General features: G+C 64.6%; 16 protein-coding genes. 15 read left to right on the forward strand and 1 reads right to left on the reverse strand.

The window, feature by feature from the left end; all coding sequences use genetic code 11:
• Positions 1-166 precede the first annotated feature (166 nt).
• The 6 genes from RDV55_RS08900 to dnaE all read left to right on the forward strand — a co-directional run bounded on the left by RDV55_RS08900 (position 167) and on the right by dnaE (position 6,852).
• A complete protein-coding gene (locus tag RDV55_RS08900) occupies positions 167-619 on the forward strand; it encodes a cell division protein SepF (RefSeq protein WP_111823986.1) in 453 nt (150 codons plus the stop codon).
• Between the two features lie 8 nt (positions 620-627).
• A complete protein-coding gene (locus tag RDV55_RS08905) occupies positions 628-939 on the forward strand; it encodes a YggT family protein (protein WP_111823987.1) in 312 nt (103 codons plus the stop codon).
• A 172-nt stretch (positions 940-1,111) separates the two neighbouring features.
• Positions 1,112-1,696 (forward strand): DivIVA domain-containing protein, encoded by a 585-nt coding sequence (locus RDV55_RS08910; protein WP_111823988.1) that lies wholly within the window; start codon positions 1,112-1,114, stop codon positions 1,694-1,696.
• Between the two features lie 70 nt (positions 1,697-1,766).
• Positions 1,767-2,267: a signal peptidase II gene (lspA, locus tag RDV55_RS08915; protein WP_111823989.1), complete on the forward strand. Its 501-nt coding sequence runs from the start codon at positions 1,767-1,769 to the stop codon at positions 2,265-2,267.
• 11 nt (positions 2,268-2,278) lie between these two features.
• Entirely contained in the window at positions 2,279-3,184 is a 906-nt protein-coding gene (locus tag RDV55_RS08920; protein ID WP_111824029.1) for an RluA family pseudouridine synthase, read from the forward strand.
• A 125-nt stretch (positions 3,185-3,309) separates the two neighbouring features.
• On the forward strand, positions 3,310-6,852 hold the full coding sequence (gene dnaE / locus RDV55_RS08925; RefSeq protein ID WP_111823990.1) for a DNA polymerase III subunit alpha: 3,543 nt from the start codon (positions 3,310-3,312) through the stop codon (positions 6,850-6,852).
• A 54-nt stretch (positions 6,853-6,906) separates the two neighbouring features.
• Here dnaE and RDV55_RS08930 read toward each other — a convergent pair whose 3' ends face one another.
• Positions 6,907-7,137 (reverse strand): RNA-binding S4 domain-containing protein, encoded by a 231-nt coding sequence (locus RDV55_RS08930; RefSeq protein ID WP_111823991.1) that lies wholly within the window; start codon positions 7,135-7,137, stop codon positions 6,907-6,909.
• Between the two features lie 91 nt (positions 7,138-7,228).
• Between RDV55_RS08930 and RDV55_RS08935 the strand changes: the two genes are divergently transcribed.
• The 9 genes from RDV55_RS08935 (at position 7,229) to RDV55_RS08975 (ending at position 13,107) form a co-directional block, all read left to right on the forward strand.
• The gene (locus tag RDV55_RS08935) at positions 7,229-7,876 is read left to right on the forward strand and encodes a hypothetical protein (protein ID WP_111823992.1); all 648 of its coding nucleotides are present in this window, start codon (positions 7,229-7,231) and stop codon (positions 7,874-7,876) included.
• The gene (locus tag RDV55_RS08940) at positions 7,873-8,598 is read left to right on the forward strand and encodes a HisA/HisF-related TIM barrel protein (protein WP_111823993.1); all 726 of its coding nucleotides are present in this window, start codon (positions 7,873-7,875) and stop codon (positions 8,596-8,598) included. Before RDV55_RS08935 ends, RDV55_RS08940 begins: the two co-directional genes overlap by 4 nt.
• Positions 8,595-9,362 (forward strand): SseB family protein, encoded by a 768-nt coding sequence (locus tag RDV55_RS08945; protein ID WP_111823994.1) that lies wholly within the window; start codon positions 8,595-8,597, stop codon positions 9,360-9,362. The genes RDV55_RS08940 and RDV55_RS08945 overlap by 4 nt, the downstream gene beginning before the upstream one ends.
• Before the next feature lie 315 nt (positions 9,363-9,677).
• Positions 9,678-10,301 (forward strand): translation initiation factor IF-3, encoded by a 624-nt coding sequence (gene infC, locus RDV55_RS08950; RefSeq protein ID WP_281267700.1) that lies wholly within the window; start codon positions 9,678-9,680, stop codon positions 10,299-10,301.
• Positions 10,302-10,338: 37 nt separating this feature from the next.
• Complete coding sequence (gene rpmI, locus RDV55_RS08955; RefSeq protein ID WP_003792667.1) at positions 10,339-10,533, forward strand: 50S ribosomal protein L35; 195 nt, start codon at positions 10,339-10,341, stop codon at positions 10,531-10,533.
• Between the two features lie 27 nt (positions 10,534-10,560).
• The gene (gene rplT / locus RDV55_RS08960; RefSeq protein ID WP_007587751.1) at positions 10,561-10,941 is read left to right on the forward strand and encodes a 50S ribosomal protein L20; all 381 of its coding nucleotides are present in this window, start codon (positions 10,561-10,563) and stop codon (positions 10,939-10,941) included.
• A 3-nt stretch (positions 10,942-10,944) separates the two neighbouring features.
• Positions 10,945-11,793: a TrmH family RNA methyltransferase gene (locus tag RDV55_RS08965; RefSeq protein ID WP_111823995.1), complete on the forward strand. Its 849-nt coding sequence runs from the start codon at positions 10,945-10,947 to the stop codon at positions 11,791-11,793.
• Between the two features lie 46 nt (positions 11,794-11,839).
• Complete coding sequence (gene thiL / locus RDV55_RS08970) at positions 11,840-12,835, forward strand: thiamine-phosphate kinase (protein WP_111824030.1); 996 nt, start codon at positions 11,840-11,842, stop codon at positions 12,833-12,835.
• Positions 12,836-12,915: 80 nt separating this feature from the next.
• Positions 12,916-13,107, forward strand: coding sequence for a hypothetical protein (locus RDV55_RS08975; protein WP_111823996.1), 192 nt, complete (start codon positions 12,916-12,918; stop codon positions 13,105-13,107).
• Positions 13,108-13,357 lie beyond the last annotated feature (250 nt).

Below are 13,357 nucleotides of genomic sequence, written 5' to 3' on the forward strand. Positions count from 1 at the left end.
GTGCGCGTTTGTCCGGTGCGCGTTCTTCACCGTGCCCCGACCTCGGCGATGGACGGGCGCGTGATAAGGGTCGCCGGTGCCCTCCTCGCGACGCGCCGAGCGCCCTGCGGTGCGATTCCGCCGGGTAACTGTAGCTTGTGGCTATGCATCGGCTGAAGGAGGAACAATGAGCGAGTCGTTCGGTGCACGCGCACGTAAGTTCATGGGCTGGTACTCACCGGAGGAGCCCATCGATGAATTCGATGAATTCGACGAGGTGGAAGAGGTAGCACCCGTGGCCGACATTACTCCCGTGTCCCGTCCGACCCTGACGAGCATCCGCCGCGAAGAGCCGGTCGAGGATCTCACGCGCATCGTGACGATCCACCCCACCGCATACTCCGACGCGGTGACAATCGGCGAGGCGTTCCGCGATGGTACGCCCGTCATCATCAACCTCACGGACATGGGCGAGGAAGAGGCTCGTCGTCTCGTGGACTTCGCCGCCGGCCTGACCTTCGGCCTCCACGGCGTGATCGAGCGCGTGACCAGCCGCGTGTTCCTCCTGTCTCCGGCTTCGGTTGAGGTCCAGGGGGACAACATGTCGGGCCGTCGCGGCTCCTTGTACAACCAGGGTTGAGAATCTCCGTGATCATCCTCGGCTGGGTCGGGTGGGCGCTGAGTGTCGTTATCAACCTGTACATGATGGTGCTGTTCGCGCGCGTCATTCTGGACTGGATCCAGTTTTTCGCGCGCGGATGGCGTCCCTCGGGAATCCTGCTCGTCGTCGCGAATGTTCTCTACGCGCTGACCGATCCTCCGATTCGTTGGATCGGGCGCTTTATTCCTCCGCTGCGTGTCGGCGGCGGCATGGCAATTGATGTCGGTTTTATGGTGTTGTTCCTGGTCCTCATCATCGGGCAGCGTTTGGCTAATGTTCTCTACTTTATGAGCGTGTAGTGATCAGATTCCGAGATGAGAGGCCCCACAAAATCGTCTCTCTTCTCGTGATGGATGTTGCTAGTGTGACAATTTCAGTTATTATTTTCGTGACGTGATCGCGGGCGGCCTTGCCCGTCGTCTAGGCGTGCGGCTCCCGCGCGTCCAATCGAAACGACCGAGAGGTGAAGAAATGGCCCTGCTCACCACCGAGGATGTCCTCAACAAGAAGTTCCAGTACGTCAAGTTCCGCGAGGGATACGACCAGGACGAGGTTGATGAGTTCCTCGACGAGGTTGTCTCCACCATCTACTCCCTGCAGATGGAGAACCAGGATCTGAAGGAGAAGCTCGAGGCGGCTGAGCGCCGCATTGCCGAGCTGTCCAACTCCGACTACACCCCGGCCGAGACCCCCGCCCCCGCGGCTGCCCCGGTCGTCGAGACCCCGGCTCCCGCGGCTGCCCCGGCCTTCACCGGCCCGCAGGACGCCGAGTCTGCTACCTCGATGCTTGCCCTCGCTCAGCGCGTCCACGACGAGTACGTGCGCGATGGCGAAGAGCAGAGCGCGAAGATCATCGCTGAGGCCAACGCCGAGCGCGAGTCGATCATCGCCGACGCTCAGAAGCAGAAGGACTCGTTGCTCTCCCAGCTCGACCAGGAGCGCGAGCTGCTCGAGAACAAGATCAACGGCCTGCGTACCTTCGAAGCAGAGTACCGCACGAACCTGCGCAGCCACCTCGAGAGCCTCCTCAACGAGGTCGACAACGGCGAGAACTGATCGCAATCGCTTTGGTCGGCGGCGGCGCACTTCGTGGTGCGCCGCCGCCGCTCGTTTAAGATAGGGAACCATGGCTGACTCCTCCCACCCGATCCGTACCCATTCGACGTGGTTCTATGCGGGCCTCGTGTTCGCTGCCGCTGTTATCACCGACCAGGCGTCGAAGATATGGGCGCGCGGTGCCCTCGATAGCCAGGAGCCCCGTCCCCTCATTGGCGAGTGGCTGTCTTTGCGCCTCGTTCACAACTCGGGAGCCGCCTTTTCTTTCGCGGCCGGGAAGACCTGGGTTCTCACGATCTTCACCGTCATCATTATCGGGGTGCTCGCCGTGCTCGCTCGACGTGTTCATCGCGCGTCGACGCTGCTGGCGATCGCGCTGCTGACGGGTGGTGCCGTCGGCAACCTCATTGATCGCCTGATCGCCGAACCCGGCTTTGGCGTTGGCCACGTCACCGATTTCATCGCTTACGGCACCTGGTTCGTCGGCAATGTCGCCGATATCTGGATCGTTCTCGGAGCACCGCTTCTTGCCCTCGCGCTCTCCCGTGAGCCCTCGAAGGAGGACGCATAGTGAGCTCGCGTATGCTTCCCGTTCCCGACGCCCTCGTGGGCGAACGGGTCGATGCCGCTCTGGCACGTATGCTCGGCCTATCGCGCTCGCGCTGCGCGGAGCTGGCGGGGGAGGGGCACGTTCTCATCAATGGCGCTGCTGCTGGGAAGTCGGATCGTCTGGGTGCTGTCGACATCATCGAGGTGACGATCCCGGAACCCGAGAGTAAGCCGACCCCGGTCACGGACATGGCGATCCTGTATGACGACGAGGATATCGTGGTCGTCGACAAGCCGGTGGGCGTCGCGGCTCATACCGGCCCCGGATGGGAAGGGCCGACGGTTCTGGGCAACCTGGAGGCCGCTGGCTATCGCATCACCAGCTACGGTCCCCCCGAGCGCCAGGGCATCGTCCACCGTCTCGACGTCGGCACGTCGGGCGCGATGATGGTTGCCAAGTCCGAGCTTGCCTACACGGTCATGAAGCGCGCGTTCAAAGAGCGCACGATCGAGAAGGTGTACCACGCTGTCGTGGCCGGTCACCTCGACCCCGCGTCGGGCACGATCGACGCGCCCATCGGCCGTCACCCTTCGCGTGAATGGCGGATGGCCGTCATTGACGGAGGTAAGCGAGCCGTCACCCACTACGACACCCTCGAGCTCATGGCCCGCGCCCAACTGACCGAGGTACACCTGGAGACGGGGCGCACCCACCAGATTCGCGTGCATATGGCAGCCGTGGGACATCCGTGCGTGGGAGACACCTTCTACGGTGCCGACCCCACGCAGGCGCAACGACTCGGACTGACTCGCCAATGGTTGCATGCCGTTCGCCTCGGCTTCGCGCATCCGCGTACGGGCATGCCGATGAGCGTGTCCAGCCCGTACCCGACCGATCTCGCGGATGCCCTCGAGGAGCTACGCCACCCGCGCAATTGAGCCGCGCTGGCGATGCGCCGACGTTGCCAGGCCCCGTCTCGTGAGCGTCACGCCGTGACATGAACGACCGCCCCGGCCGGTGCGTTCGGCGTGGTGGCTCGCTCCCAGGACAGTAGAATCGATGCATGGCTGATTCCTTCGTGCACCTTCACAACCACTCCGAGTATTCGATGCTCGATGGAGCAGCGAAGACGAAAGCGATGGCGGAGGAGGCCGCCCGTCTGGGGCAGCCCGCGATCGGCCTGACGGATCACGGCTATCTCTTCGGAGCCTTCGACTTCTACACGAACTGCAAGAACGCGGGCGTCAAGCCCATCATCGGCCTCGAGGCCTACGTGACGCCGGGGACCTCGCGCTTTGATCGTCAGAAGGTCCTGTGGGGCGAGCCGTGGCAACGCGCCGACGACGTGAGTGCAGGCGGCTCCTACAATCACCTGACCCTCGTTGCCTACAACACAACGGGCATGCACAACCTCTTCCGCCTGGGTTCCTACGCCTCGACGGATGGCCAGTTCGGCAAGTGGCCGCGTGCCGACAAGGAGCTGCTGAGCCAGTTCCACGAGGGCCTCATCGTGTTCACGGGCTGTCCTTCGGGTGCCGTGCAGACGCGCCTGCGCTTGGGGCAGTGGGACGAGGCCGTGGCCGAGGCCGCAGAACTTCGCGACATTTTCGGCTCGGAGAACTTCTACGTCGAGGTCATGGATCACGGCATCGACATTGAGCGACGCACCCACCAGCAGGTTCTTGAGATCGCGAAGCTCATGAACGCGCCACTCGTGGCCACCAACGACGCGCACTACGTGAAGCGCGATGATCGCAAGATCCAGGACGCGCTCTTGTGCATCAACTCCGGTTCGCGCATCAACGACCCCGATCGCTTCAAGTTCGACGGCGACGGCTACTACATCCGTTCCTCGGACGAGATGCGCTCGCTGTGGAGCGAGCTGCCCAGCGCCTGCGACTCGACCCTCGAGATTGCCGAGCGCTGCGACGTGCACTTCACGACCACGAAGGAGGGTGCCAACTACATGCCCGACTTCCCGGTGCCCGAAGGCGAAGACAAGACCTCGTGGTTCATCAAGGAGGTTGAACGAGGCCTGCGCGACCGCTTCCCGAACGGCATCCCCGACGACGTGCGCAAGCAGGCGCAATACGAGGAAGACGTCATCATCAACATGGGCTTCCCCGGATACTTCCTCACCGTCGCTGACTACATCAACTGGGCGAAGTCCCAGGGTATCCGCGTGGGACCCGGGCGCGGCTCGGGTGCGGGCTCGATGGTCGCCTACGCCCTGAAGATCACCGAGCTCAATCCCCTTGAGCACGGTCTGATTTTTGAGCGATTCCTCAATCCTGAACGAATCTCGATGCCTGACTTCGACGTCGACTTCGACGAACGCAGGCGCGACGAGGTCATCAGCTACGTTAAGCGCAAGTACGGCGAGGACCGCATCAGCCAGGTCGTCACCTACGGCACGATTAAGACCAAGCAGGCCCTGAAGGACTCCGCGCGCATCCTTGGAAAGGACTTCAAGGTTGGCGAGCAGCTCACCAAGGCGCTGCCTCCGGCCATCATGGGCAAGGACATCACGGTCCACGGCATCTTTGACGAGAAGGACAAGCGTTACGCCGAGGCCTCGGAGTTCCGTAAGTTCTATGAGGAGAACCCTGACACGCATGAGGTCGTCCAGTACGCGCTTGGCCTGGAGGGCCTGACACGCCAGTGGGGTGTGCACGCCTGCGCGGTCATCATGAGCTCTCACACGCTCACCGACATCATCCCGGTCATGAAGCGTCCGCAGGACGGCGCGATCATCACCCAGTTCGACTACCCGACGTGTGAGACGCTGGGCCTGCTCAAGATGGACTTCCTGGGCTTGCGTAACCTCACGGTCGTGTCCGACGCACTCGAGAATATCGCGCTCAACGGCAAGCAGGACCCGGACCTCGATCACCTGACCTTTGACGACAAGAAGACGTATGAGCTGCTGGGACGAGGCGAAACTCTCGGAGTGTTCCAGCTCGATGGTGGCGGCATGCGCGACCTCCTCAAGCTCATGAAGCCTGACAACTTCGAAGATATCTCGGCCGTCGGTGCCCTGTACCGCCCCGGCCCGATGGGCGCGAACTCGCACACGAACTACGCGCTGCGTAAGAACGGTCGCCAGGAGATCACGCCCATTCACCCGGAGCTGGCGGAGCCGCTCGAGGACATTCTGGGAACGACCTTCGGTCTGATCGTGTACCAGGAGCAGGTCATGCAGATCGCGCAGAAGCTGGCGGGCTACTCGCTGGGTCAGGCGGACATTCTGCGTAAGGCCATGGGTAAGAAGAAGAAGGAGGTCCTGGACCAGCAGTTCAAGGGCTTCCGCCAGGGCATGGTTGATAACGGCTATTCGGAGGAGTCGATCAAGGCCCTGTGGGACGTCGTCGTCCCCTTCTCCGCCTACGCCTTCAATAAGGCCCACTCTGCCGCGTATGGCCTCGTCTCCTACTGGACGGCCTTCCTCAAGGCGAACTTCCCGACGGAGTACATGGCGGCCCTGCTCACCTCGACAAAGGACAACAAGGATCGCCGAGCCCTGTATCTGGCGGAGTGTCGCCACATGGACATCACGGTCCTGCCCCCGGACGTGAACGCGTCGATGGGTAACTTCGCGCCTGACGGTGAGGCGATCCGTTTCGGCCTGAATGCGATCCAGAACGTGGGCGGCCCGGTCGTCGATGCGATCGTGGAGACTCGCGCGCAGAAGGGGCGTTTCTCCTCGTTCCAGGATTTCCTGGACAAGGTACCCCAGGTGGTGTGCAACAAGCGCACGATCCAGTCGCTCATCCGCGCCGGCGCTTTCGACTCGATGGGGCACACGCGTCGCGCACTCCTCGCGCGCTGCGACGAGGCCGTGGATGCAATCATCGACGTCAAGCGCAACGAGGCGATCGGACAGTTTGACCTGTTCGGTGCGCTGGGGGAGGACGAGGACACGGGCTCTGGCCTGACGATCGACATCCCGGATCTGCCTGAGTTCGACCGCAAAACGAAGCTCGCGGCCGAGCGCGAGATGCTGGGACTGTACGTCTCCGACCACCCGCTGCGAGGCGTGGAGGCCTCCTTGGCACGCCACCAGGACTACGAGATTGCCCAGGTAGTGGGCTCGGACGGCGCCATGGCGGACCGCATTGTCAAGATCGCGGGCCTCGTCTCCGGCGTCACGACGAAGGTAACGAAGCAGGGCAACGCCTGGGCGATCGCGACGATTGAGGACCTGTCGGGCTCCGTGGATGTGCTCTTCTTCCCGCGCTCCTACGAGTCGATTCAAACCTACCTCGCCCAGGACATCATCGTTCAGATCGAAGGAAAGGTGAACGTGCGCGAGGAGGGCATGACGATCTACGGCCAGTCGATGACCCTCCTGGACCTGTCGGGCGGGGCAGACCTACCCCTCGACCTGCGCCTGCCTGCGGCGCGCTGTACCCCGGAGCTCCTCACCGACCTGCGCGCTGTCCTCGAGTCTTATCCCGGCGGTTCCCCGGTGCGTCTGCATCTGACGGAGCCGGGGCGCACGACGGTTGTTGAGCTTGACCCGAGGCTGCGTGTTGAACAGACGAGCGCTTTCTTCAGTCACATCAAGGCCGTGGTCGGTGCTGGTGGCGTCGTGACCTCGCCCTGAGATGATGCGAGCCGGGCCCGTATGGACCCGGCTCGTGTCGTTGGAGGAAGTCGCTCAGGAAGGAGAGCCAACGATCGCGGCGGCCTTGCCCCAGGGGGCATCGACCTCCACGAGGTCGCCGGCGCTCAGGTGGTGGCCACGGCGCGTCTCCACCTCACCGTTGACGGTTACGTCGCCGGCCTGGATCAGTTCGCGGGCCTGTGCGCCGTCTTCCGCGAGGGAGGAGAGCTTCACGAATTGTCCGAGCTTGATCTCCCCGCGCACGGGGATCGTCGGGGTGCTCATGGTGGGGTCCTTTCGCTGTCAGAGCGCATGACGCGCGCGGTCGTCGATGAACAGTATCCTTGGATAGAGACACACAGTATAAGGAGGAGCGGTGAGCGCTCACAACGACGATATCGATGCGGAGTTCCAGTCGCTGGTTGCATCGCTGGGATCGACGCCCACAGCGGGCGATTCCCTGCCGCCCCTTGACCCGGACGATACGCCTGTCGACGACTCCCTGCATCTGGACGGTGGCCGCCTGTCGGTCGCTCTTGTGCTCGCACCGATTTCCTACCCGGAGGCGCTGCACTCGCTGCTCGCGCTGACGGGCGTGCGCGAGTCGATCGTGCGTCTCAAGCCGTGGACTGCCGTGTGGCTGCGTGTCGAGACGACACCGACCGATGAAGAAGAACTCGATGCTCTGTTGACCGGTCAGCGTCCGATGCCTGACGCGGTGGATCGTGTCGCCCGGGCCGTATCGAACCTGTCGAAGTACGGGGCCGTTGCGCTCATGAGCTGGCTCGTGGAGGGCGACGGCGTGGAGCCGGGCGTCTCGGGTCGTATTTCTGCTCAGCGTTACGTCAGCGGTGAACCGGAGGAGACGATTCCCGCCGGCCTGCTGCTGGGTGCCATGCCCGCCGCGACGGAGGACCTCCTGCTGGGGCGCACGACGCCCGCCGACTACAAGGATTCCGTGGCTGCTGATGGAAGCTCCCAGGGTGGTGGGCCCTTCGGCTGGCTGCGACGCAAGCAATCATGACGATCCTCGAACTACTGCCCGCGATTGACGTGACGGGCGGGCTGGCCGTGCGCCTGTCCTCGGGATCGATCGACGAGGGTTCCTGGGGCAGTCCCCTCGACGTCGCTCGCTCCTTCGTCGAGGCCGGGGCGCGGTGGGTGCACCTCGTGGACCTGGACCTGGCGTTTGGTCGCGGTGATAACTCCGAGCTGCTTGCCCGGGTGATCCGTGAGGTTCCCGTGCGCGTCGAGCTGTCGGGAGGCATCGCGAGCCGATCGGCCATCGAGGCCGGGCTGGATATGGGTCCCGAACGCGTCAATATCGCCACTCAGGCCCTCAACGACATTGATGGCGTGTGCGAGGCCGTCGGCGCTTTCGGTGAACGCGTTGCCGTGTGCCTGGACGTGCGCGGCGATCGTCTGTTCGCGCGCGGCGGCAGCGGCGAGGGCGGTAACGTCTGGGATGCTCTGCGTATCCTGAACGAGGCGGGGGTGGTCCGGCTGGTTGTCACCGACGTGACCCGCGACGGCCAGATGAACGGCTCGAACCGCGACCTGTTGGCTCGCGTCGCGCAGGAAACTCCCGCCCGCGTCATCGCCTCGGGCGGGGTCAACTCCCTGGCTGACATCGAGGCGCTACGCGCCCTGGGTATCGAAGGGGCGATCGTCGGGAAAGCACTGTACCAGGGTGCTTTCACCATGGCTGACGCATTGGCCGTTGCAGGAATTGAGGAGAGTGCATGACGTCTACGCCTCCTAACCTCACCGAGGAACAGAGGAATCGACTGGCGCAGCGCCTGTCGATGATGAGTCACGACCGCGCGGACGTCGGTCAGGGGCTACCTCGTACCGCGCGTGCGCTGGCGCTGGGGCGAGGGAGTGACGCGGGGGCTGCCAGGCTGGAGGCCCTCGTTGATGCGCTCGTCTTCGAGCGCGTCATCGTCCCCATTGACGTCGAGCCCGACCCGCGCGTGACGGGCGTGCATGCCGGGGAGAACGGACACAACCCGATCGACTTCGTGCGGGCTCAGACTCCCGCGGGGGAGGCGCTCGCCATCTACTCGTCGGCGCAGGCGCTGTCCGCTCACCGCCCCGGCGACCGTCCGATGGCCCTGGACTTTCGTACGATTGGGCTGACCGCCCTCGTCGAGACCGGCGGGCGCATCGTCGTCAACCCGGGCACCGACGCGGTGCTCTTGCCGCGTCCGGCCGTCGCGGCTCTCGCCCAGGGGGACGAATGGCTACCGGCTTGGCGAGATGAGGAGCTGCGCGAGCTTCTCCTTGTCGAGGCCGCCACGGTATGCCCGGCGATCAGTGATCTTGAGATTACCTACGCGGGCGACGGCCTGACCCGCGTCCTCGTCTCGGTGGACCGAGCCTCCTTCGCCCAGGCGGATGATGCCTCGGCCATGAAAGAGACGCTGTCCCAGGCTTTGTCCCGCATGGGCTCGAGCCCCCGTCTCGTAGCCGGTGCCGACCGGGTCGAAATCGCTCCCGTTTTGCGCTGAGTCTGAGTCGGGTTCGCTCGGCAAAGCGTGAGGCGCGCAATGATTACTGATCTGGCGGTCTTGCGCCGTTTCTGCTACAGTAGAGGCGACCGTCTGGGCGAAAGCCCGGAACGCAAGCGGAGAAATCCCACCTGGATACCCGCCTCTCACTCGAGAGGATGCCGCCCGCAGGGGCGTTGCGCAGGGGATCGGGTTCGGCAGTCAACACCCGCGTGTGTTGGCCCTATGGAAGCCTCCGTGCGCGTCGCGTAACGGAGGCTTTTTGTTACGCGCATAAGGATTCTGTGGAAGGAGCCGCTCATCAGCGAGACTCGCATCAATGAGCGTATTCGAGTCCCCGAGGTTCGCCTCGTGGGACCCGGAGGTGAACAGGTCGGCGTCGTCCGAGTTGAGGACGCGCTGCGTCTGGCCGAAGAGGCCGGGCTTGACCTGGTTGAGGTTGCGCCGAACGCTAAGCCGCCCGTCGCAAAGCTCATGGATTACGGCAAGTACAAGTACGAAGCCGCCCAGAAGGCACGCGACGCTCGCCGCAACCAGGCGAACACGCAGCTGAAGGAAATCCGCTTCCGACTGAAGATCGACGATCATGACTTCGGCGTTAAGAAGGGCCACGTGGAGCGCTTCCTGTCCGCCGGCGACAAGGTCAAGGTCATGATCATGTTCCGCGGTCGAGAGCAGTCTCGCCCCGAGGCCGGCGTTCGCCTCCTGCAGCGCCTCGCCGAGGAGATCGGTGAGCTTGCAACCGTCGAATCGATGCCCCGTCAGGACGGACGCAACATGACGATGGTGCTGGCCCCCACCAAGCGAAAGGCTGATGCCCTGACTGAGCAGCGTAAGCGCCGCGAGGCCGAGCGCGCCGAGCGCCGGGGCAAGCGCGCGGAGCGCGCCAGCAAGGACCAGGCCCGAGTGGCAGCCGACAAGGCTGACGAACAGGACTGACGGCGATACCAATTCGCCTCACAACGAAGGAATAGAAATGCCGAAGAACAAGACTCATTCCGGTGCTAAGAAGCGCTTCCGTACGACCGGCTCGGGCAAGATCATGCGCGAGCAGGCCGGCGCCCGCCACCTGCTGGAGCACAAGTCCAGCCGTAAGACCCGCCGTCTGGCGACCGACCAGGTCCTGGAGACCGCTGACGTCAAGCGCGTCAAGCGCATGCTGGGCATCTGAGCTCGAGTAAGAGGAGAACAGTAGAAAATGGCACGTGTCAAGCGTTCTGTCAACGCCAAGAAGAAGCGTCGTACCGTACTCGAGCAGGCCTCCGGCTACCGTGGCCAGCGCTCGCGCATGTACCGCAAGGCCAAGGAGCAGGTCACTCACTCCTTCGTCTACTCCTACCGCGATCGCAAGGCCAAGAAGGGCGACTTCCGTCGCCTGTGGATCCAGCGCATCAACGCTGCGTCCCGCGCCCAGGGCCTGACCTACAACCGCCTCATCCAGGGCCTGAACCTGGCCGGCGTTGAGGTCGACCGTCGCATGCTGGCCGAGCTGGCCGTGAACGACATCAACGCGTTCAACGCCCTGGTGAAGGTCGCCAAGGACGCCCTGCCCGCCGACATCAACGCCCCCAAGGCCTGATTGGTGAGCTCTTTCGCCGAGCGCCTGACCGTTCTCGATAATCCCCGCGCCGATCGCGTGCGCAGGGTGTCGGGTCTGGTTGGGCGCTCGGCGCGTTCACGCTCGGGCCTGATGCTGGTCGAGGGTCCGCAGGCCGTGCGCGAACTTGCTGCGCACCGACCGGATGCGGTGCGCGACGTGTACGTGCGCGAGGACGCGTGGCAAACGCACGCGGACGTCGTGGACGCTGCCCGGCGCGCGACGCGCTGGGTGCATCCCGTGACCGCTGAGGTCTCGACGGCCATGTCCGGCGACTCCCAGGGTATCTGCGCGGTGGCTTCGGTGGACGCGATCTCCCGTGAACTGCCCGAGCCGAGCGTCGGCGAGACGATCGTCGTCATCGCACAGGGGCGCGACCCCGGCAACGTCGGGACCATCATCCGCACGGCCGACGCGTTCGGAGCGGTCGGCGTCGTGGTCGTCGCGGGCACCGTGGACGCGTCGAGCCCGAAGGTCGTGCGGTCAAGTGCGGGTTCCGTATTCCATATTCCTGTGTGCGTGGTCGCCTCTTTCACTGACGCGCGCACGCTCGTTCACGTCCGCAGTGCGGCCCTGCTGGGGACGAGCGGCGGTGCCGGCTCGCTCAGCTTGTCCGACCTCCTCGTGCAGGGTCTATCGGCTCGTTCGCGCCTGTCCCAGTCCCACGCGTGGGTGTTCGGCAACGAGGCGCGAGGTCTGTCGGGCGAGGAGATGCGCCTGTGTGACGCCCTCGTGTCGATCCCGATGGCGGGGGAGGCTGAGTCCTTGAACGTGGCCAGCGCCGCCGCGACCTGCCTGTTTGCCTCTCAGACCGTGCGGGGTGTCGGGAACTGACGTGGCCTCGCGGCGCATCGGCGCGTACGCGACTAGTCTGGTTCTCATGAAGCTATCTGACCTGTCCGAGGCACAGCTGGTGTCTCATTTTCGCAAGTCTTTTCCGCGTGGCGAGCGCACGATGATTGGTATCGGCGACGACTGTGCGCAGGTCGCCACACCCGAGGGATCGTTTATCGTGACGACGGACGTCATGGTGGAGGACCAGCACTTCCATATGTCGTGGTCGAGCGGTTACGAGGTTGGCGCGCGCGTCGCCGCTCAGAACCTTGCCGACATTGACGCGATGGGCGGGCACCCCTCGGCTCTGGTCGCCTCGGTCGTGGCGCCGCGCGACATGGACGCCGACGTTTTTCTCGACGTTGTTCGAGGCTTGGGCGATCGTGCCCGCGAGGCCGGCGCTGGCGTCGTCGGGGGAGACCTGAGCGCGGGGGAGAAGCTCGTCATCTCGGTGACGGCCTTCGGCTATTGCCCGGGCCCGGTGGTGCGCCGTGACGGCGCGCGTCCCGGTGACGTGGTCGCGGTCAGCGGCACGCTTGGCTACTCCTACGCGGGTCTCGAGCTCCTGGAGGGCGGGCACATCGACCCGTCGGCGCGAGGCGTCGAACAGCTGGGAGACCTGGCTCCCTTTGTCGAGACCTACCGCGCGCCGAGGCCTCCGCTGGGCTCCGGCGTGGCGGCTGCGGCTGCGGGCGCTCGCGCCATGATGGACCTGTCGGATGGGCCCGCGACCGATGCTGCACGCATCGCCAAGGCATCGGGTGTCGTCATTGAGTTCAATCGAGATGCCATCGAGGCGGAGGCGAGCCAGCTCGCTCCCGCCGCCCGCGTCTGCGCGGTCGATCCCGTGCGGTGGGTCCTGCAAGGGGGAGAGGAACACGGCATGATCGCCGTTTTTCCGCCGGATGTGCAGCTGCCCGACGGCTTCCGCGTTGTCGGCGTGGTGCGAGCATGCCGGGCCGAGGAAGAACCGCAGGCGATGATGGATGGGGCGGTCCTGCGCGGTGCGTGGGATCATTTTTCCCCCGATTCCGTAGACTAGTGTGATGTGGGCCGTGGCGGCTGTCTCGTCGCTGTCGAATGACGTCAATGGCATGGGTGCCAGAGAGGAATAGTGTGAGGATGAATCGATCGACCGAAGGTCTTCAGGCCTCGACCCGACCGATGTCGCGCGTGGCACGTAAGCTCGCGGAGTCATCGGAGGAGATCCCCGCGACCGCTGGCCTGTCCCTGCCCGCGCTGCAGGGTGACGCCTGCGTGCCGCCGACGAAGGCTTTGCCCGTCGTCGATACGAAGGACGCCGCAGTCGACTGAGGGCGTCGTAGCGGAGTCCACTCCTAGAGGCAGCGATGAGCGCGATGCATCTGGGTGGACCTGGGCAGCCCGTCGGCGGATGGTCTTCGCCGCCGCCTCCTGTCGTGTCCGAGAAGTAACGAAGGGCTGATAAGAAGGCGTGGGTCGTTGCCATGGTCGCTGTCGCTCTGCTTGCGCTCGGAGCGGTTTAGCTGGCGGTTATACCGCGCGCGAATCCTGAAGACACCGTTCGCCGGTACCTGACCTACCT

It is taken from the genome of Schaalia odontolytica (assembly GCF_031191545.1).
Taxonomy (GTDB): Bacteria; Actinomycetota; Actinomycetes; order Actinomycetales; family Actinomycetaceae; genus Pauljensenia; species Pauljensenia odontolytica.